This is a genomic window from Pseudactinotalea terrae (assembly GCF_009733845.1).
Lineage (GTDB): Bacteria > Actinomycetota > Actinomycetes > Actinomycetales > Beutenbergiaceae > Pseudactinotalea > Pseudactinotalea terrae.
The window spans coordinates 719,037-737,955 of record NZ_WNXZ01000001.1 but is presented as its reverse complement, the minus strand read 5'-3'; the positions used below and the strand labels follow the sequence as shown (position 1 = coordinate 737,955).

Here is an 18,919-nt window from a genome sequence, read left to right as displayed (position 1 = left end):
GATGCCCGCGCTAGCGTTGCTCGCATGAGAGAGCGCGTGGATGCCTCCGAGCGGATGCTCGATCTCGTGATCGCGCTGTCGCACACGCGGCACCGGATGACGAAGGACGACATCCGCACCAAGGTGAACGGGTACCGCGACAGCGCCTCCCACGAGGCGTTCGAGCGGATGTTCGAGCGCGACAAGGAGCACCTTCGCGAACTGGGGATCCCGATCGTCACCCTCACCGACGCCGTGCACGAGGACGACATCGGCTACCGGATCGACACCGCCGCCTACACGCTGCCCCCGATCGACCTCACGCCCGCCCAGATGGGTGTGCTGTCCGTCGCTGCGGAGGTGTGGCAGGACTCAGCGTTCGCCGCCTCGGCACAGCGTGGTCTCACGAAGCTCCGCGCGGTCGCGGGCGGCACCAGCACCGCCGCGCCGGGGGTGGCGCTGCGGATGCGGGCTCCCGACCCGGCGATGACCGACCTGCTGCAGGCGATCACCGAGCGTGCCCCGGTCCGGTTCACCTACCGTGCCGCCTACAGCGGCGAGACCACCGTGCGCACGGTCGAGCCGTGGCGGGTGCACGCGCGCGACCGCGGCTGGTACCTCGTGGGCCACGACCGGGACCGCGACGCGCAGCGATCGTTCCGCACCTCCCGCATCATCGGCAAGGTTCATCGGGTCGGTGAGCCGGGCTCGATCACGATCCCGGAGAGCAGGCCGCCGACGCCGGAACGCGTGTTCCGTACACCGGTCAGGCTCGCGATCCGACCGGAGAGTGCCGCGGCGCTACGGGCGCGCGGCTCGGTGGACTCGTCGATGGACACGCCCTCGGGCGTGCGGGACGTCGTCACCCTCGACGTGAGCGATGTCGAGAACCTCGCCGACGAGGTGGCCGGCTACGGGGCCGCCGTCGTCGTGCTGGACCCGCCCGAGCTGCGCGAGGCCGTGCTGCGGCGCTTGCGCGCCGTGGCGGCACTGGGGGGTGCGCAGTGATCGAGCCCGCACCCGACCGCCTGACCCGGATGCTCGCGATGGTCGCGTACCTGCGCGACAACCCTGCCGTGCCGGTGGAGGAGGTGTCCGAGCACTTCAGGATCTCCGAGAAGCAGGTCATCGCCGACGTCCAGACCCTCTGGGTCTCCGGCACGCCCGGCTACATGCACGGTGACCTCATCGACTTCTCCAGCGCCGACCTGGACCACGGCATGCTCACGCTCCTCGACTCGCGCGAGATGGACCGGCCGCTGCGGCTGTCGCCCGGTGAGGCGGTCGCCCTGCTCGTCGCGCTGCAGTCGCTGCTGGGCACCCTCGAGGCGAACGACGAGCGCAGCCTGGTCGAGGAGACGATCGCCGTGCTCCGCACCGCTGCGGGGGAGGCCGCCGCTGCAGCCGACGCCGTCGAGGTCGAGGGTCGGCGCCGGGAGTCCGATGATCGCCCTGCCCGGATCAAAGAGGCGCTCGCCGCCGGGCAGCGGCTCCGCCTGCGGTACGTGTCGGCCTCCGACCAGACCACCGAGCGCGACGTCGACCCGTTGCAGCTGCTGACCGACGGGCAGCGCTGGTTCCTGGTCGGCTGGTGCCACCGCGCGCGCGGTGTGCGGCACTTCCGGGTGGACCGCATCCTCGACGTCCAGGTGCTCGACATGCCGGCCGACGCCCACCCCGACGTCGAGCTCACCGGACGCACCGAGCCCGACACCGCGCGGGCCGAGCAGGTCCGCCTCCAGCTCGCCAGCCGCGCCCGCTGGTTCGCCGAACAGCTGCCCGACGCCCAGATCAGCGAGCTCGAGAACGGCTGGCTGCAGCTCACCGTCGGCGTCGTGGACATCGCCTGGCTCTCGAACATCGTGATGGCCCTGGGCGACGAGGTCCGCTCGGTGGAGCCGCCCGACGTCGCGGAGCTGCTCGCGGCCCGCGCCCGCGCGGCCGTGGACGATTACGCGGTCATGGGTCTGGCCTAGGCCGTTGACTGATCTAGGCTCAGCGGATGATCTGGTTCGTGGTGTGGGCGGTGCTGGTGCTCGGCACCCTCGCCGGCGCGCTGCTGCTCGGACTGCGGTTGTGGCGGCAGGGCAAGGCCCTGCTCGCGCAGCTCTCGCAGACCGGCGAGGTCATGGACCAGCTGCAGGCCCGGATCGAGGAGCTCGAGGCGGCGCGCGGACCGGAGCCCACCTTGACGCCCTCGCTGCTCGCCACGGAGGAGCAGCGTGCGCACTGGCGTGCGGTACGGCAGGCCAACCGGGACACCAGGGCCGCCCGGCGCGCCGTACGTCGCGGGCTGACCTATCGGCGCTGGGACAACGTTCTGCGGGTGCCCGAGCGGTCCTGAGACCGACGTCCAGCTCTCAGTCGCCTAGACTGTGAGGAAGCATCACTCGAAGCGGAGACATCATGAAGCTGCAGGCCTGGCACGCGATCGTGCTTCTCGTCGTGATCCTGCTGGTGTTCGGCGCCAGTCGGCTTCCCGACATCACCCGTAACGTCGGTCGATCGATGAAGATCTTCAAGGAGGAGGTCAAGGACCTCCGTGACGACACGGACACCGTCAAGGATGCGGTGAACCCGAACCCGGAGATCAGCAGCGGCACCGAGACCACCGTCAACACCACCACGACGGACGCCCAGCACGGGGTCACCCGGCCTGGGGGTAGCACGCCGCACGACGTTCCGCCGACCCCCGGGCGGTAAGTACCCGTGGCCCGTGAGACAGGGTCGCGGAAGGACAACCCCGAAGCGCGAATGGCGCTGGCGGAGCACCTCAGGGAGCTCCGACGCAGGGTCATCGCCGCGACGGCAGGGATACTGGTCGGCGCGATCCTCGGCTGGTTGATCTACAACCCGGTCACGATCGGGCCGGTTGCGCTTCCCGCCGAGCGCATCCTGGGACCGATCCACGTGCCCGGGGTGTTCGACGTGCTCCAGGGCCCGATAGCGGTGCTCAAGGAAGCACGCCCTGAGATCGTCACGCTGAACTTCGACAGCATCGGTGGTGCTTTCGACATGCAGCTGCGCATCGCGTTGTTCGTCGGATTGCTGGTCAGCTCGCCGTGGTGGATCTATCAGGTGTTCGCGTTCATCACACCGGGGCTCACGCGCAAGGAGAAGCAGTACACCTTCGGGTTCCTCGGGGCTGCCGTACCGCTGTTCCTCGCGGGAGCGTTGCTTGCATGGAGCGTCTTGCCGAAAGCGCTCGAGGTGCTTGTCGGTAGCTTCACGCCAACCGGCACGACGAACATCCTGACGGCGTCCATCTACCTCAAGTTCGTCATGCAGTTCGTCATCGCCTTCGGCCTTGCCTTCCTGATGCCGTTGGTCATGGTTGCGCTGAACTTCATGAACGTGGTCAAGGCCGGACTCTGGCTCAAGGGCTGGCGGTGGGCGATCGTCGGCATCTTCACGTTCTGCGCCTTTGCCACACCCAACCCGGAGCCCAGCGCGATGATCTTCATGGCGATGCCGATGGTCGGGCTGTACTTCATCGCTGTTCTCATCTGCCACATCCACGACAAGCGGGTCGCCAAGCGGCGCGCACAGGAGGACGCTGAGCTTGCGGCCCGCGAGGCTGAATCCAGCGGTACGTCCGTGGCGAAGGCCTGAGGGGCCGATGGCAACGCTGGGTGTCGTGGTCAACCCTGCCGCGAACGGCAACCGGGGCAGTGGTCCCGGCGCGGGAGTGATCCGTGAGCTGACCGCAGCCGGGCACGAGGTGGTCGACCTCTCGGGAGACACCGCCGCCGTCGCTCAGCAACTCGCCCATGCCGCGTGCGCGGCCGAGGGTGGGCGCCCGGACGCCCTGGTCGTCGTCGGCGGCGACGGCATGGTGCACCTCGGCATCAACGCTGTCGCCGGTACCGGCGTGCCGCTGGGGTTGGTGGCGATCGGCAGCGGCAACGACTTCGCCCGCAACGTCGGGCTGCCCGCGCACAACGGTCTCGACGCGCTGCACGCGCTCGAGCGCGCGCTCGAGACCGGGCCGCGGCCGATCGACGTGCTCCGCGCGACCGGTGCGTTCGGCACCCGCTACACCGCCTGCGTGGTCTCGGTCGGCCTGGACGCCGCGGTCAACGCCCGGGCCAACACCCTGAGGTTCCCACCGGGCGGCGGCAAGTACATCCGCGCCGCCCTCACCGAGCTGCGCAAGTTCCGCCCGTACGGGTACACGATCACGATCGACGGCGAGCGCCGGGAGATGCCCGGCACGCTGGTGGCCGTCGCCAACGGGACCTACTTCGGCGGCGGCATGAAGATCGCTCCTGGAGCCAAGATCGACGACGGTCTGGCCGACGTGGTGCTCGCCGGCGCGCTCAGCCCGTGGGAGGCGATGCGGCTGTTCCCGCGGCTGTACGAGGGCTCGCACGTGCGGCACGAGGCCGTGGAGATCGTGCGCGCCCGGGAGGTCGTCCTCGAACCGCTCGCACCGCACCCCGACCCGCCGGAGGCCTATGGCGACGGCGAACGGATCGGACCGGTACCGATGCGGATCGCCGTGGAGCCGGGTGCAGTTCAGCTGCTCGCTCCGCACGTACGCTGAGGAGCATGTCGTCACCTGCCGAGCGGTACGCGGCGGCGATGCGTCGGCAGCAGCAGGAACGCACCGAGCTCGCAGTCTTCGCCAGCACCTTTGACTTCGAGCTGGACGAGTTCCAGATCGAGGCGTGCCGTGCCGTGGAAGCCGGTCGCGGCGTGCTCGTCGCCGCTCCCACCGGGGCAGGCAAGACCGTGGTGGGGGAGTTCGCCGTCCATCTCGCGCTCGCCCAGGGCCGCAAGGCGTTCTACACCACCCCGATCAAGGCGCTGAGCAACCAGAAGTACCAGGACCTCGTCCGCCGCCATGGACAGGCGTCGGTGGGACTGCTCACGGGCGACACGTCGATCAACGGTGACGCCCCGGTGGTCGTGATGACCACCGAGGTGCTCCGCAACATGCTGTACGCCGGCTCCCCGGCGCTCGAGGGCCTCGGCTTCGTGGTCATGGACGAGGTGCACTACCTCGCCGACCGGTTCCGCGGCCCTGTCTGGGAAGAGGTGATCCTGCACCTGCAGCTCGACGTCCAGGTGATCTCGCTGTCCGCGACGGTCTCGAACGCCGAGGAGTTCGGCGACTGGCTCTCCGAGGTCCGTGGCGAGTGCGAGGTGGTGGTCTCGGAGCACCGCCCGGTCCCGCTGTGGCAGCACGTCATGGTCGGTTCCGACCTGCACGACCTCTACTCCGCCGACGTCGATCCCACCCGGCCGGGGGTGTCGCCGCCGATCTCGCACCACCTCGTGGAGGCGATCCGCTCGGTCGAGCGGTCGGGCGACCGGCGCCGTGGGGCGCGGGAGAACCGGAGCCGGAGCAGGGGCCGCTACCAGCAGCGCGGTCCGCTCTTCCGGCCACCGCCGCGCGGCGTCGTCGTGGACCGGCTCGACCGCGCAGGGCTGCTCCCCGCGATCGTGTTCATCTTCTCCCGGGCAGGCTGCGATGCCGCGGTCGCCCAGGTGGTGCACTCCGGTGTCCGACTGACCACGCCCGAGGAACGCCGGGCGATCGCCGACATCATCGCCGACCGCACCGCCGCACTGCCGCCCGAGGACCTCGACGTGCTCGGGTTCGACTCCTGGGAGCACGCCCTGCTCTCCGGTGTCGCCGCGCACCACGCGGGCTTGCTCCCGGTCTTCAAAGAGACCGTCGAGGCGCTGTTCACCCAGGGCCTGGTCAAGGTCGTGTTCGCGACCGAGACGCTGGCGCTGGGCATCAACATGCCCGCGCGCTCGGTCGTCCTGGAGAAGCTCGTCAAGTGGGACGGCAGCACCCACGCGGCGATCACTGCCGGTGAGTACACCCAGCTCACCGGGCGCGCCGGGCGACGCGGCATCGACATCGAGGGCCACGCCGTCGTGCTCTACGCCTCTGGCCTGGATCCGGTCGCCCTGGCCGGGCTCGCGTCCCGACGCACCTACCCGCTGCGTTCCTCGTTCCGGCCGACGTACAACATGTCGGTCAACCTCATCGCCACCGCCGGCTGGGAGCGAGCCCGCGAGGTGCTCGAGACCTCGTTCGCACAGTTCCAGGCCGACCGAGCCGTCGTCGGGCTGGCGCGACAGGCGCGCAACCACAGCGAGGCGCTGACCGGGTACGCCGAGGCGATGCAGTGCCACCTCGGCGACTTCGGCGAGTACATGGAGCTGCGTCGCTCGATCTCCGAGGTCGAGTCCGAGCTCTCACGCGTGCGCTCACGCGCCCAGCGCGACTCGGTGGCCCAGACGCTCGCCTCGTTGCGTCGCGGGGACGTCGTCCAGCTCCCGAGCGGGCGCAGGTCCGGCTTCGCCGTCGTCCTCGAGCCCCCGACGGCGGAGGGTCTGGACGGCGGCTCCGTCACCGTGCTCACGGGGGAGGGACAGGTGCGTCGCCTGGTCGGCTCCGAGATCCCGTACGGGACCCGCTCGGTCACGCGCGTGAAGATCCCCAAGCAGTTCAGCGGCCGGCACCCGAAGGACCGGCGTGACCTCGTGTCACGCATGAGGAACGCGCTCGGTGCTCTCGCCGACGGCAAGCCGGCGCGCGAGCGCAGGGCACCGGCAGCGGGGGAGGACCGCCTGACCGAGCTCAAGGCCGCGCTGCGCTCCCACCCGTGCCACGGCTGCGCCGATCGCGAGGAGCACGCCCGATGGGCGCACCGCTACTTCAAGCTGCGTGACGAGCACGAGGCGCTCCTGAAGCGGATCGAGGGCCGCACGTCCTCGATCGCGCGGGAGTTCGACAAGGTCTGCGGGGTCCTGGCCGAGCTGGGCTACCTCAGCGGTGCGGACGCCGACGCCCGGGTGACCGAGCACGGCGAGTGGCTGCGACGGGTGTACTCCGAGCAGGACCTGCTGGTGGTGGAGGCGCTCCAGCAAGGCCTGTGGGACGACCTGGACCCGGCCGGGCTGGCCGCCGTCGTGGCAGCCGTGCTCTACGAGTCCCGGTCCGACGAGCTCACGCCGCGGCCGCGCCTCAAGAGTCGGGTGCTCGCCGAGGCGGTCGACGCGACCGAGTCGCTCGCTCGTGACCTCGCCGTCGTCGAGGCGGAAGCGGGTCTCAAGCCGCGCCAGTCGCTCGATCTAGGCCTCGTCGCAGCGATCGAGAAGTGGGCCCGCGGTGGTCATCTCGACGAGGTGATCGATGCCGACCTCGCGGCGGGTGACTTCGTGCGCTGGGCCAAGCAGGTCATCGATCTGCTCGATCAGCTCACGGACGCGGCCCCGTCGGAGGACCTCCGCGAGACCGCGCATCGAGCGGTGCGGGCGGTCCGGCGCGGGATCGTCGCCCTGGGCTCGGTCTGAGCCGGCGCACCGACCACGCGCGTTCGGCATACGGGACTTGAGCGGGCCACCCCGCGGACGCTCAGCGAAGCACCTGCCCGGACACACCGACCGACACGCCGGGGCCCGCAGAAATCCCTCAACTCGTGCCACGGCGCTGACCTGCGCGAACGCCTCTGACCTGCAGGGACGTGTGCTTGGCGGGACAGGCGATCGTCGGTATGTTCGCTCTCTGTACTGCTGCAGGGGAAACCCGCGCAGTCACCGACCAGGCCCGTACGTTCACTAGAAAACGGGGCCCCGACCACGGGGCAGCGGACCGAAGTTCGTACGGGCCGGTCGGTGCCAAGCCGGCGGGCGGACCTGCCGCCGTGGCCACGTATCCTGGGCCGGTGCCTCCACTCCAGCCGCGACGGCTCTCGACCGCGGCGATGGCAGCAGCAGGCGGCCTCCTCACCGACACCGCTTTCCCGCAGCGAAGCTGGTGGCCGATGGCGATGGTCGGCATCGCGCTGCTCGTCCTCGCCCTTCGACGCGACTCGGCCCGGTGGGGAGCGGCCGTCGGGTTCATCTGGGGTCTGTCCTTCTTCCTCCCGCACATCTGGTGGGCGAACTACGCCGTCGGAGTGATCCCCTGGGTGGCGCTGTCGGTCGCGGAGGCCGGACTGGTGGCGGCGACGTGCGCCGTCTGGGTGTGGATCCGGCGCGGCACCCTCGTGAGCCGCATGATCCTCGGCCAGGCCGTGGTGCTCGGGATCGTCTGGGCGGTCGGGGAACAGGTCCGGCAGGTGTGGCCGTTCGGCGGGTTTCCCTGGGGGCGACTGGCGTTCTCGCAGACCGACTCGCCGCTGCTGCGGTTGGCATCGCTGGGTGGCGCGCCCTTGGTCTCTGCTGTCGTGGTGGCGCTCGGTTTCCTGCTCGCGAGCATCGTCCCGCGCCTGCGCAAGGCTGACACCGTGCGTCTGATCGGAGCCCCCGCAGCGGTCGCTGCGGTCCTGGTCGGCAGCCTGCTGGTGCCGCTGGGAACGAACGCGTCGGCCGGAACGCTCCGCGTCGGCGCGGTGCAGGGCAACGTCGCCGAACCGGGGCTCGGGGCCTTCGCGAATGCGTTCGAGGTGCTCAACAACCACGCGGCCGGGACCGAGCTGCTCGCGGCCGAGGTCGGTCCAGGCGGCGTCGACCTCGTGGTCTGGCCTGAGAACTCCTCCGACTACAACCCCCGGGTCAACGACGACGCTCGCGAGGTGGTCGAACGTGCGGTCGACGCCATCGACGCGCCGCTGCTGTTCGGCACCGACCGCTACGACGAGGGCGGCGAGATCCCGTACCGGTACAACGAGATGCTGCTCTGGCTGCCCGACGAGGGGCCGGTCTTCTCCTACGCCAAGCAGATCCCAGCGGCCTTCGCCGAGTACATCCCCATGCGAGACATCGCACGGATCTTCTCCTCCGCCGTCGATCTCGTCGGGGTGGACATGGCCCGCGGCACCGAGATCGCGGTCGTACCCGTACCGATCGAGTCGCTCGGCAGGGAGGTTCCGGTCGGGACGATCATCTGCTTCGAGGTCGCCTACGACGCCCTGATCCGCGAGTCGGTCCTCGGCGGGGCCGAGATCCTGTTCGTGCCGACCAACAACGCCTCGTTCGGGTTCACGGCCGAGTCGGACCAGCAGCTGGCGATGTCGCGGTTCCGTGCGGTCGAGCACGGCCGCGCCACGGTGCAGATCTCCACCGTGGGCGTCAGCGGCGTCATCGCACCGAACGGGGTGCTGCTGCAGACCACCGAGCTGTTCACGCCCGACCAGCTCGTGGCCACGCTGCCGCTGCGCACCGAGGTCACGATCAGCGACCGCCTCGGTGACGCCCCGATCGTGCTGTTCACGCTGATCACGATGCTGGGCCTGCTCACCGGCATCGCGACGGCGCCGCGCAGGAAGCGACGCCGATGACGACGCTCGTGATCATGCCCACCTACAACGAGCGGGAGGCGCTGCCGACGACGCTGGCGCACCTGCGCCAGACCGTCCCCGAGGTCGATGTGCTCGTGGTCGACGACAGCTCGCCCGACGGCACGGGGGAGTGGGCGGACCGGGCCACCGCGTCGGACTCGCAGGTGCACGTGCTGCACCGCGCGGGCAAGGAAGGTCTTGGGCGGGCGTACCTGGACGGTTTCCGGTGGGCCATGGAGCGCGGCTACGACACCGTGGTGGAGATGGACGCCGATGGATCCCACCGGCCCGAGGACCTGCCGGCACTGCTCACGGCGGCACGTTCGGAGCCCGCACCGGACCTGGTGATCGGTTCACGCTGGGTGCCCGGCGGCTCGGTCGTGAACTGGCCGTGGACCCGGCAGCTGATCAGCAAGGTCGGCACCGGGTACGCGCGCCTGGCGTTGCGGCTCACGGTCCGGGACGCCACCGCAGGCTTCCGGGTCTACCCGGCGCGTACGTTGCGCCGGCTGCCGCTGGGCGAGGTGGAGTCCCAGGGGTACTGCTTCCAGATCGACATGACCTGGCGTGTGCAGCGCGCCCGCGGCCGGGTGATCGAGGTGCCGATCACGTTCGTGGAGCGGACTCAGGGGAGATCAAAGATGAGCCGGGCGATCGCGCTGGAGGCGATCACCCGGCTCACCGAATGGGGTCTTGACGACCGTCGACGCCGGATCAAGCTCCGGATCGAGAAGCTGGCTCAGGCGCTGCGGCGCCGGGCCTGACCGCTGCGGAGCAGCGCGAGGCGCTCGTCGAGCAGCTCTTCGAGCTCGCCCACCGTGCGACGCTCGAGCAGCATGTCCCAGTGGGTGCGCTGCTTCTTGGTGGCCTTGGGCTCGGGGCGCGTGGCGTCGCGGAGCAACGCCTCACCGCCACCGGGAGCCTCCCAGACCGCGGGCACATCGGCATCGGCAGCGAACGGGATCACGATGACGCGACCATCCGGGCAGTCGTAGACAGCCTCGATGCGGGGCGCGAACTCGACGTTCGCCTCCGACTCCAGGCTGTTCGCACCGATCTTCATCCCTCGCAGGGAACGTTCGGCCATGTCTCCTCCTTCGCGTACGCGCAGCCGTGGGTGTGCTGCGGGCGTACAATTTGTTCAACGGAACATCATCCAGTGATGTTCCGCCCGGCTGGTGAAGGTGCTGTGAAGCGTTGCGGGCGCACGTGCGCAGATCTGTGCGCGGCGCGCTCACGGATAGGGTGCTCTGGTGCACATGAGCTATCGCCAGCTGGGCCGATCCGGACTCACCGTCTCCGCCGTCGGGCTGGGGTGCAACGCCTTCGGAGCCACGATTGTTCCCGACGACGTCCCAGCAGTCGTGGGGGCTGCGCTGGACTCGGGGATCACGCTGTTCGACACAGCGGACGTCTACGGCGGGAACCCCGGCCAGAGCGAGGAGCTGCTGGGGAAGGCGTTGGGTTCGCGACGTGACGAGGTGGTGGTCGCCACCAAGTTCGGCATGGACATGGGCGGTGTCAATGGTCCCGACTGGGGGGTGCGCGGCTCGCGTCGCTATGTCCGCACCGCCGTCGAGGCATCGCTGAGGCGGTTGGGGACCGACCACATCGACCTCTATCAGATGCACCGGTACGACCCCCAGACGCCGCTGGAGGAGACCCTCGCCGCGCTCCACGAGCTGGTCCTCGAGGGCAAGGTCCGCTACCTGGGGTCCTCGAACTTCACCGGGTGGCAGATCGTCGACGCGGACTGGATCGCGCGGACCGCGGGCGGGAGCCCGATGATCTCGGTCCAGAACCCCTACTCGCTGCTCGACCGCGCCGTCGAGGCCGAGGTGATCCCGGCGGCTCAGCACGTGGGTGCGGGCCTGCTGCCGTACTTCCCGCTGGCCTCAGGGTTGCTGACCGGAAAGTACCGCCGCGGAGAGGCCGCGCCCGAGGGCACCCGCCTCACCAGGCGGCCCGAGCGGCTGGCGGCGGCCGACTTCGACCAGATCGAGGCGATCGAGGCGTTCGCGCAGGCTCGCGAGGTACCCGTGGCCACGGTCGCTATCGCCTACCTGGCGGCACAAGACGTGGTCGGCTCTGTGATCAGCGGTGCGTCGAAGCCCGAGCAGGTGCGGTCCAACGCGGCTGCTCTGGGGTGGGAGCCCACGCCCGCCGATCTCGCCGAGCTGGACGAGATCACCGGTCGTTGAGCGTCTCGGCGCCGGGCTGCGCCGCCTCGATGAGTCGCTGCCCGAGCCGGCGTACCTCCTCGGCCAGTACCGCTGGGGCGATCACGCGGAACGGCGCTGCGATCTCGGCGAGCTTGACGGCGTACCAGTCCGGAGTGCTGGTGCTGCCGCGTAGCCGGGTGCTGCCGTCGGGTTGCTCCTCAAGGCTGCCGAGCTGCCGGGGGATCCACCACCTCACCTGCTCGGTCGGTGCCTGGATCACCACCTCGACGGCGTGCTCCCACCCCTCGGAGAGGTGCTCCTCGACCACGTCGAGCAGGTCGACGTCGGGCCGCTCGAAGGTCTCGGCCGCGACGCGGACCGACTCGATCCGGTCGACCCGGTAGAGCCGGCGCGCCTCGCGGTCCCGGGACCAGCACAGCAGGTACCAGTAGCCGCGGCGGGGCACGACGCCCCAGGGCTCGATAGCGGTGCCGAACACGTGCTCGCCGCGATAGCGGATCTGCGCGACCTGCTGCTTGGCGGCGGCATCCACGAGCTGGGCGACGATCCCGCCGTCGACCTCGGGCCCCGGCGGGGGAGTCGGGATCGAGGAGCGGATCTCCTCGATGGCGCCCGCGAGCGAGGCCGGGAGCACCCGGGTGAGCTTGGCGAGAGCGCGGCCTGCGGCGTCGTCACGTCCGTGCCGGCTCTCGACGGCGGACAGGGTCAGTCCCAGTGCCTCGGAGAGGGTGAGCGAGAGCGGCGGTGGCCGGAACCCACGACCGATCTGGTACCCGCCGTAGCGGCCGGCCGTTGACTCCACGGGGATGTCGGCCTCCCGGAGGATCGCCGCGTAGCGCCGAGCGGCGCGGTCGGAGACGCCGAGCTCCGCGCCGAGCTCGGCCGCCGTGATGCCAGGGCTGTCCTGGATGAGGGCGAGCGCGAGCAGTGCACGAGCGGTCGGGCTGTCGCCGTCGAGACCCATGGGCGCAGGGTAGTGCGCGAGCCCCGGGGCCGGTCAGCCTGGGAGTCGCCAGTTCGGTGGTGGGTCCTCCCCGACGCGGCCGTCGATCGCCTCACGGAGCAGATCGGCGTGCCCGGTGTGCCTGCCGTACTCCTCGATGATGTCGCAGAGCAGCCGACGCAGGCTCACGACGAACCCGTCGTCGGCGCCCATCGCGACCTGCTGGTCCGGCCCACCCTGCGAGATCGCGTCCGTGATGCGGGTACGGGCGCGGGCAACCGACTCGTCCCACATCGCGTACAGCTCAGCAGCCGTCAGCCCGGTGGTGTCGAAGGTGTAGGTCTTCGGGTCGCCGGGATAGGCCACCATGCCGGCCCACGGGGGTCCGTAGGGAGCGCCCGAGAGTGCCTGCCCCCACTTCTCGTCCTCGACACAGGCAAGATGCTTGAGCAGCCCACCGAGGGTGAGAGCGGAGGCACCGACGGTACGTGCGAGCGCGCGCTCGTCGAGCCCGTCGGCCTTCCAGCGGAAGGTGGCGCGCTGCCGCTCGAGCGCGCCGAGAAGGTGCTCGATCTCCGAGCCGTTGAACGGCGGCTCCCATGGCGGCGGTGTCTCAGTCATCTCGTCACGGTAGGACCGGCTACGGACGAACCGCTTCCGGGTACCTCCTCCATTTCGGGCAGCGGGAGATCCCGAAATCTGGCGGTCGCCCACCGTTCGTCAAGCCCTCATCCACCCCTCACCGCATCGGGCTGTCCGGCGCGGTGACGAGTCCTACGGTCGGCACGTTCGCGCATTTCCCGACTCTTGGAGGCTGACATGACCACCACCCAGCTGCCGTTGCGTGCACGACCGATGGCGGGCAACACCCATGGCACTCGCAGTGCCGTGACGTGCCACCTGCGATGCGGTGACGCCTGCTTCAAGCCGGTTCCGAACACCAGCGAGACCAGCTACTTCCGTGATGTCGCCTCGACGGCCCTGAGCCGTCGCAGCTTGCTGCGCGGAGCGGGCGCACTCGGCCTGGCTGCGGTCGCCACCGCGTTCGTGGCGGAGGCAGACCCGGCACACGCGCGGCCGGCAGGCGGTGGCGGCAAGCTGGCCTTCGCGGCGATCGACCCCGTGCCCCGGACCGTCGACGACGTCACCGTGCCGTCGGGGTATGCGTGGAACCCGATCATCCGATGGGGTGACCCGATCCTGACAGGTGCTCCCGCGTTCGACGGCGCGGCGCAGAGCGCCGAGTCGCAGGCGGGCCAGTTCGGGTACAACTGCGACTACCTCGACATCATCCCGACCAACGGCGCCAGGACCCGCGCGCTGCTGGTGGCCAACCACGAGTACACCAACGAGAGCATCATGTTCCCTGCCGACCTCGACGCCGAGACCGCTATCCGGATCGCGTGGGCTGCCCACGGGCTGAGCGTCGTCGAGCTGCGCCGGGGCCGCAAGCAGCAGCCCTGGGAGTACGTGCTGGGAGCACCGCTCAACCGCCGCATCACGCTCGAGACACCGTTCTCGATCGACGGCCCTGCCGCGGGCTCCGAGCTTCTGAGGACCGCAGAGGACCCCACGGGGACCACGGTGCGGGGCACGATGAACAACTGCGCGGGCGGCACAACACCGTGGGGCACGGTCCTGTCGGGTGAGGAGAACTTCAACCAGTACTTCTTCGCCGCTGGCAGCTCGGCCGAGGAGGCCAGGTATGGTCTGGGTGCCGCGGACGGCCGCAACTGGCGTTCGGTCGACCCCCGGTGGGACGCCACCAGCCCCGACTACGTCAACGAGCCGAACCGGTTCGGCTGGGTCGTCGAGGTGGACCCGGAGGACCCCGGCTCCACGCCGGTCAAGCACACAGCGATGGGTCGGTTCAAGCACGAGGGCGCGAACGTCGTCGTCAGCAGCGACGGCCACGTGTTCGCCTACATGGGCGATGACGAACGGTTCGACTACGTGTACCGGTTCGTGTCCAAGCAGCGCTACCGCAAGGGTGCGTCCCGTGCCGCGCGCCGGCACAACCTGCGACTGCTGAGCGACGGCGACCTGTCGGTCGCGAGGTTCGCTGGTGACGGTGCTGAGGACGGCGTCAGCGACGGCACGGGGGAGTGGATCCCGCTCACGCGCGACGGCCGCTCGATGGTGCCTGGGTTCACCCTCGAGGAGGTGCTCGTCTACACACGGCTCGCTGCGGACGCCGTCCAGCCCACCAAGATGGACCGGCCCGAGGACGTGGAGCCGAACCTCGTCAACGGACGCGTCTACGTGGCATGCACCAACAACTCGGACCGGGGCAGGGAGGGCAAAGAGGGCCCGACCGAGGCGAACCCCCGAGCAACCAACAAGGACGGCCACATCGTCGAGATCGTGCCCAGCCGCGGCGACCACACGGCGACCACCTTCGAGTGGAACCTGCTGCTCATCTGCGGTGACCCCAGCACTGCGGGGACCTACTTCGGCGGCTACCAGGGTGAGGTGTCCCCGATCTCCTGCCCGGACAACCTTGCCTTCGACTCCACCGGGACGCTCTGGATCTCCACGGACGGCCAACCCGGAGCCATCGGTTACAACGACGCCCTGCACCGGGTGACGTTGAGCGGGCGGGAGCGTGGCCGTGTCGAGCAGTTCCTGGCCGTGCCCGCCGGCGCCGAGACGTGCGGTCCGGTGATCCACGACAAGGATGGTTCGGTGTTCGTCGCGGTGCAGCACCCCGGTGAGGACGGCAGCTGGGAGGCACCGCAGTCGTACTTCCCGGACTACGTGCCGGCGGGCTCGAAGGTCCCCGACGGCCACTTCGCCGGGCCGCGCCCGAGCGTGGTGCAGGTCACCCGCAGCCGCTGACCCCGGTGCCGTGCTGGCCATGACACGATCGGCTCATGGCCAGCACGGACGACCCGCGCCTGCGGGAGCTGAGACTGCTGCGCCAGGTGCGCGACCGCATCGACCGTGACTACCGCGAGCCGCTGGACGTGCCTGCCCTCGCAGCAGGCGTGCACCTGTCCGCCGGCCACCTGAGTCGCCGGTTCAAGGAGGAGTTCGGCGAGTCGCCGTACTCGTACCTGATGACCAGACGCATCGAGCGCGCGATGACCCTGCTCCGCAGGGGCGATCTGTCGGTGACCGAGGTGTGCTTCGCCGTCGGCGGATCCTCGCTGGGTACCTTCAGCACGCGGTTCTCCGAGCTGGTCGGGATGCCACCCAGCGAGTATCGCGAGCGTGCCAGGGAGGACCTGCGCGGCCTGCCGACCATGATCGTCAAGAAGGTCGCCAGACCGATCAGGAATCGAGAAGCGCGGCCTCCGGGCCCGGGCATAGCGTGAGCGCATGGCTATCACCTTGCACACCACGTTCCTTCCGCACGACGACGCTGACGCCGCCAAGGCGTTCTACCGGGACCTCCTCGGCTTCGAGATCCGCCAGGAGGTGGGCTACAACGACATGCACTGGATCACGGTCGGCCCGCCCGAGCAGCCCGACGTCAACCTCGTCCTGCACCCCCCGGGCGCCGACCCGGCGATCACCGACGACGAGCGCCGCACCATCACCGAGATGATGGCGAAGGGGACGTTCGCGAGCATGCTGCTGGCGAGCGAGGATCTCGAGGACACGTTCGCCAAGCTGGAAGCGGGCGGCGCCGACATCCTGCAGGAGCCTGCCGATCAGGACTGGGGCGTGCGCGACTGCGCGGTGCGAGACCCCGCGGGCAACACGCTGCGTATCCAGCAGGCGAGGTGACGCCAGCGGCGGCCCGCCCTCGCGCGGAGCGCAGGCGAGCCGTCGAGGATCTGCTGCGCACCGCCGTCGACGTCTGGGTCGCATCAGTGGGCGCCGACGGGCTGCCGTACCTGGTGCCGCTGTCCCATCATTGGGACGGCGGGACGGTGCTGCTGTCGACCGGAGCGGACACGCGAACCGCGCGCAACCTTCTGGCTAACCCGGTCGTGCGCCTCGCGGTGGGTCATACCCGTGATGTGTGCCTGATCGACGGTAGCGTCGAGATCCTGGCCATGGCAGAGCTACCGGACGCCCGGGGCGATGCGTTCGCGGCGCACGCCGGATTCGACCCCCGGCTGTTGCGGAGCCCCTACCTGTGGTTCCGTGTCACGCCGCAGCGGATCCAGGCTTGGCGAGAAGAGAACGAGATCGAGGGCCGCGACCTGATGGTCGACGGCATCTGGCGGGACGACGAGGGAGTTGCATGAGCAGGCAGCCGGCTGACAGCCACGACCTGATCCGGGTCCGTGGCGCCCGGGAGAACAACCTGAAGGATGTCGACGTCGAGATCCCGAAACGTCGTCTGACGGTCTTCACCGGGGTGTCCGGGTCGGGCAAGAGCTCGCTCGTGTTCGACACGATCGCCGCGGAGTCGAAGCGGCTCATCGACGAGACCTACCCCGCGTTCGTGCAGGGCTTCATGCCCACGCTCGCTCGTCCGGACGTGGACGTGCTGGACGGGCTGACGCCGGCGATCATCGTGGATCAGGAACGGCTGGGCTCGAACCCGCGCTCGACCGTGGGCACGGTCACGGACGCGAACGCGCTGCTGCGGATCCTGTTCAGCAGGTTGGGCGATCCTCACATCGGCTCGCCGAACGCCTACTCCTTCAACGTGCCGTCGGTGAGCGCGAGCGGTGCCATCACGGTGCAGCGCGGCGGCAAGACGATCGCTGAGAAGGCGAGCTTCAACCAGCTCGGCGGCATGTGCCCGAAGTGCGAGGGGCGCGGCTCCGTCTCCGACTTCGACCTGACCGCGCTGTACGACGAGGAGAAGTCGATCGCCGAGGGCGCGTTCCTGATCCCCGGGTATGGACCCGGCACCTGGTACGCGCGCATCTACGAGAACTCCGGGTTCTTCCCTGGCGACAAGCCGATCAAGAAGTTCACCAAGCGCCAGCTGCACGACCTGCTGTACAAGGAGCCCACCAAGGTCAAGGCGGAGGGCATCAACGTCACCTTCGAGGGGCTGATCCCACGGATCCAGAAGTCGTTCCTGTCCAAGGACGTCGAGGCGATGCAGCCGCACGTACGCCGGTTCGTAGAGAAGGCCATCACGTTCGGTACCTGCCCGGAGTGCGGCGGCACCCGGCTCGCGCCCGAGGCACGTTCCTCGAAGATCCGAGGCAAGAACATCGCCGACCTGTGCGCGATGCAGATCACGGATCTGGCGGACTGGGTGCGCGATCTCAATGAGCCTTCAGTTGCGCCGCTACGTGAAGGATTGAGCGACCTGCTGGACTCGTTCGTGTCGATCGGGTTGGGTTACCTGTCGCTCGAGCGCCCTTCAGGTTCGCTCTCCGGTGGTGAGGCACAGCGGACGAAGATGATCCGTCACCTCGGTTCGGCCCTGACCGATGTCACGTATGTGTTCGACGAGCCGACCATTGGCCTTCACCCCCACGACATCGCGCGCATGAACGACCTGCTCCTGCAGCTGCGGGACAAGGGCAACACGGTGCTGGTGGTGGAGCACAAACCGGAGACGATCGCGATCGCCGACCACGTGATCGACCTGGGGCCAGGCGCCGGTACCGCCGGGGGAGAGGTGATGTACACCGGCTCGTTGGAAGGACTGCGGGGCAGCGACACCGTGACCGGGCAGCACCTCGACGACAAGGCGAGCGTGAAGGACTCGGTGCGCTCCGCCGTCGGGAAGATCGAGGTCAGGGGAGCGAGCGCGAACAACCTGCGCGATGTCGACGTCGACATACCGCTCGGTGTCCTGGTCGCCATCACCGGCGTGGCTGGGTCGGGCAAGAGCTCGCTCATCGGCGGCTCGGTGGCCGATCGCGATGGCGTGGTCGTGATCGATCAGCGCGGCATCAAGGGGTCACGGCGCAGCAACCCCGCCACCTACACCGGGCTGCTCGAGCCCATCCGGAAGGCCTTCGCGAAGGCGAACGATGTGAAGGCGGCGCTGTTCAGCGCCAACTCCGAGGGGGCGTGCCCGGTGTGCAACGGCGCCGGCACCATCGAGACCGACCTGGGTCCGATGGCGACCGTGACGACGACATGCGAGGAGTGCGGCGGCCGCCGGTTCCAGGCTGCCGTGCTCGAGTACACATTCGGTGGCAAGAACATCGCCGAGGTGCTCGAGCTCCCGGTCGCCGACGCGCACGCCTTCTTCGCAGACGGTGATGCGAAGACGCCGGCGGCGGTGAAGATCCTGGAGCGGCTGGAGGATGTCGGGCTCGGCTATCTCACCCTCGGGCAGGCGCTCAACACCCTGTCCGGCGGTGAGCGGCAGCGGCTGAAGCTGGCGACGCAGATGGGGGAGAAGGGCGCGGACGTCTACGTGCTCGACGAGCCGACCACGGGGCTGCACCTGGCCGATGTCGAGGGGCTGCTCGGGCTGCTGGACCGGCTGGTGGATTCTGGTAAGTCGGTGATCGTGATCGAGCACCACCAGGCGGTCATGGCCCATGCGGACTGGATCATCGACCTCGGTCCGGGCGCTGGGCACGACGGCGGCCGAGTGGTGTTCGAGGGAACGCCAACTGATCTGGTGGCCACGCAGGCGACCCTGACCGGAGAACACCTGGCCGACTACGTGGCGTGAGGCAGGTCGGCGCTAG

At 69.6% G+C, this 18,919-nt stretch carries 18 protein-coding genes; 15 read left to right on the top strand and 3 right to left on the bottom strand.

What is annotated here, in order from left to right:
* Positions 1-24 precede the first annotated feature (24 nt).
* The 9 genes from GPA03_RS03395 (at position 25) to GPA03_RS03355 (ending at position 9,988) form a co-directional block, all read left to right on the top strand.
* A complete protein-coding gene (locus GPA03_RS03395) occupies positions 25-987 on the top strand; it encodes a helix-turn-helix transcriptional regulator (protein WP_156250568.1) in 963 nt (320 codons plus the stop codon).
* Positions 984-1,955 carry a helix-turn-helix transcriptional regulator gene (locus tag GPA03_RS03390; RefSeq protein ID WP_156250567.1) on the top strand — a complete coding sequence of 324 codons (972 nt, stop codon included), beginning with the start codon at positions 984-986 and terminating at the stop codon, positions 1,953-1,955. Before GPA03_RS03395 ends, GPA03_RS03390 begins: the two co-directional genes overlap by 4 nt.
* A gap of 26 nt (positions 1,956-1,981) precedes the next feature.
* Positions 1,982-2,323, top strand: coding sequence for a hypothetical protein (locus GPA03_RS03385; RefSeq protein WP_156250566.1), 342 nt, complete (start codon positions 1,982-1,984; stop codon positions 2,321-2,323).
* A gap of 62 nt (positions 2,324-2,385) precedes the next feature.
* Positions 2,386-2,682 carry a Sec-independent protein translocase subunit TatA gene (gene tatA, locus GPA03_RS03380; protein ID WP_156250565.1) on the top strand — a complete coding sequence of 99 codons (297 nt, stop codon included), beginning with the start codon at positions 2,386-2,388 and terminating at the stop codon, positions 2,680-2,682.
* A 51-nt stretch (positions 2,683-2,733) separates the two neighbouring features.
* Positions 2,734-3,591 carry a twin-arginine translocase subunit TatC gene (tatC, locus tag GPA03_RS03375; RefSeq protein ID WP_156250564.1) on the top strand — a complete coding sequence of 286 codons (858 nt, stop codon included), beginning with the start codon at positions 2,734-2,736 and terminating at the stop codon, positions 3,589-3,591.
* Between the two features lie 7 nt (positions 3,592-3,598).
* Complete coding sequence (locus GPA03_RS03370) at positions 3,599-4,525, top strand: diacylglycerol/lipid kinase family protein (RefSeq protein ID WP_156250563.1); 927 nt, start codon at positions 3,599-3,601, stop codon at positions 4,523-4,525.
* A 5-nt stretch (positions 4,526-4,530) separates the two neighbouring features.
* A complete protein-coding gene (locus tag GPA03_RS03365) occupies positions 4,531-7,296 on the top strand; it encodes a DEAD/DEAH box helicase (protein ID WP_156250562.1) in 2,766 nt (921 codons plus the stop codon).
* A 371-nt stretch (positions 7,297-7,667) separates the two neighbouring features.
* Positions 7,668-9,224 (top strand): apolipoprotein N-acyltransferase, encoded by a 1,557-nt coding sequence (gene lnt / locus GPA03_RS03360; RefSeq protein ID WP_241681067.1) that lies wholly within the window; start codon positions 7,668-7,670, stop codon positions 9,222-9,224.
* Entirely contained in the window at positions 9,221-9,988 is a 768-nt protein-coding gene (locus tag GPA03_RS03355) for a polyprenol monophosphomannose synthase (protein ID WP_156250561.1), read from the top strand. The genes lnt and GPA03_RS03355 overlap by 4 nt, the downstream gene beginning before the upstream one ends.
* On the opposite strand, the gene GPA03_RS03350 is transcribed toward GPA03_RS03355, so the two are convergent.
* On the bottom strand, positions 9,964-10,311 hold the full coding sequence (locus tag GPA03_RS03350) for an RNA polymerase-binding protein RbpA (protein WP_156250560.1): 348 nt from the start codon (positions 10,309-10,311) through the stop codon (positions 9,964-9,966). The genes GPA03_RS03355 and GPA03_RS03350 overlap by 25 nt on opposite strands.
* Positions 10,312-10,483: 172 nt before the next feature.
* Between GPA03_RS03350 and GPA03_RS03345 the strand changes: the two genes are divergently transcribed.
* Positions 10,484-11,425: an aldo/keto reductase gene (locus GPA03_RS03345; RefSeq protein WP_156250559.1), complete on the top strand. Its 942-nt coding sequence runs from the start codon at positions 10,484-10,486 to the stop codon at positions 11,423-11,425.
* Here the strand turns inward: GPA03_RS03345 and GPA03_RS03340 are convergent.
* The gene (locus tag GPA03_RS03340) at positions 11,412-12,371 is read right to left on the bottom strand and encodes a helix-turn-helix transcriptional regulator (RefSeq protein ID WP_156250558.1); all 960 of its coding nucleotides are present in this window, start codon (positions 12,369-12,371) and stop codon (positions 11,412-11,414) included. The genes GPA03_RS03345 and GPA03_RS03340 overlap by 14 nt on opposite strands.
* A gap of 33 nt (positions 12,372-12,404) precedes the next feature.
* Positions 12,405-12,971, bottom strand: coding sequence for a mycothiol transferase (locus GPA03_RS03335; protein WP_156250557.1), 567 nt, complete (start codon positions 12,969-12,971; stop codon positions 12,405-12,407).
* Positions 12,972-13,169: 198 nt separating this feature from the next.
* On the opposite strand from GPA03_RS03335, the gene GPA03_RS03330 reads away from it, so the two are divergent.
* The 5 genes from GPA03_RS03330 to GPA03_RS03310 are packed head-to-tail and all read left to right on the top strand — an operon-like array spanning position 13,170 to position 18,903.
* Complete coding sequence (locus GPA03_RS03330; protein ID WP_156250556.1) at positions 13,170-15,188, top strand: PhoX family protein; 2,019 nt, start codon at positions 13,170-13,172, stop codon at positions 15,186-15,188.
* Positions 15,189-15,223: 35 nt separating this feature from the next.
* Positions 15,224-15,667, top strand: a complete 444-nt coding sequence (locus GPA03_RS03325; RefSeq protein WP_156250555.1) for a helix-turn-helix transcriptional regulator — start codon at positions 15,224-15,226, stop codon at positions 15,665-15,667.
* 4 nt (positions 15,668-15,671) lie between these two features.
* Positions 15,672-16,082 carry a VOC family protein gene (locus tag GPA03_RS03320; RefSeq protein ID WP_156250554.1) on the top strand — a complete coding sequence of 137 codons (411 nt, stop codon included), beginning with the start codon at positions 15,672-15,674 and terminating at the stop codon, positions 16,080-16,082.
* Complete coding sequence (locus GPA03_RS03315) at positions 16,079-16,549, top strand: pyridoxamine 5'-phosphate oxidase family protein (RefSeq protein ID WP_156250553.1); 471 nt, start codon at positions 16,079-16,081, stop codon at positions 16,547-16,549. The genes GPA03_RS03320 and GPA03_RS03315 overlap by 4 nt, the downstream gene beginning before the upstream one ends.
* Positions 16,546-18,903: an ATP-binding cassette domain-containing protein gene (locus tag GPA03_RS03310; protein ID WP_156250552.1), complete on the top strand. Its 2,358-nt coding sequence runs from the start codon at positions 16,546-16,548 to the stop codon at positions 18,901-18,903. Before GPA03_RS03315 ends, GPA03_RS03310 begins: the two co-directional genes overlap by 4 nt.
* Positions 18,904-18,919: the final 16 nt, after the last annotated feature.

Coding starts and splice junctions, on each gene's coding strand:
- GPA03_RS03395 (WP_156250568.1), top strand. CDS start 25: ATGAGAGAGCGCGTGGATGCCTCCGAGCGGATGCTCGATCTCGTGATC.
- GPA03_RS03385 (WP_156250566.1), top strand. CDS start 1,982: ATGATCTGGTTCGTGGTGTGGGCGGTGCTGGTGCTCGGCACCCTCGCC.
- tatA (WP_156250565.1), top strand. CDS start 2,386: ATGAAGCTGCAGGCCTGGCACGCGATCGTGCTTCTCGTCGTGATCCTG.
- tatC (WP_156250564.1), top strand. CDS start 2,734: ATGGCGCTGGCGGAGCACCTCAGGGAGCTCCGACGCAGGGTCATCGCC.
- GPA03_RS03370 (WP_156250563.1), top strand. CDS start 3,599: ATGGCAACGCTGGGTGTCGTGGTCAACCCTGCCGCGAACGGCAACCGG.
- GPA03_RS03365 (WP_156250562.1), top strand. CDS start 4,531: ATGTCGTCACCTGCCGAGCGGTACGCGGCGGCGATGCGTCGGCAGCAG.
- GPA03_RS03355 (WP_156250561.1), top strand. CDS start 9,221: ATGACGACGCTCGTGATCATGCCCACCTACAACGAGCGGGAGGCGCTG.
- GPA03_RS03350 (WP_156250560.1), bottom strand. CDS start 10,311: ATGGCCGAACGTTCCCTGCGAGGGATGAAGATCGGTGCGAACAGCCTG.
- GPA03_RS03345 (WP_156250559.1), top strand. CDS start 10,484: ATGAGCTATCGCCAGCTGGGCCGATCCGGACTCACCGTCTCCGCCGTC.
- GPA03_RS03340 (WP_156250558.1), bottom strand. CDS start 12,371: ATGGGTCTCGACGGCGACAGCCCGACCGCTCGTGCACTGCTCGCGCTC.
- GPA03_RS03335 (WP_156250557.1), bottom strand. CDS start 12,971: ATGACTGAGACACCGCCGCCATGGGAGCCGCCGTTCAACGGCTCGGAG.
- GPA03_RS03330 (WP_156250556.1), top strand. CDS start 13,170: ATGACCACCACCCAGCTGCCGTTGCGTGCACGACCGATGGCGGGCAAC.
- GPA03_RS03325 (WP_156250555.1), top strand. CDS start 15,224: ATGGCCAGCACGGACGACCCGCGCCTGCGGGAGCTGAGACTGCTGCGC.
- GPA03_RS03320 (WP_156250554.1), top strand. CDS start 15,672: ATGGCTATCACCTTGCACACCACGTTCCTTCCGCACGACGACGCTGAC.
- GPA03_RS03310 (WP_156250552.1), top strand. CDS start 16,546: ATGAGCAGGCAGCCGGCTGACAGCCACGACCTGATCCGGGTCCGTGGC.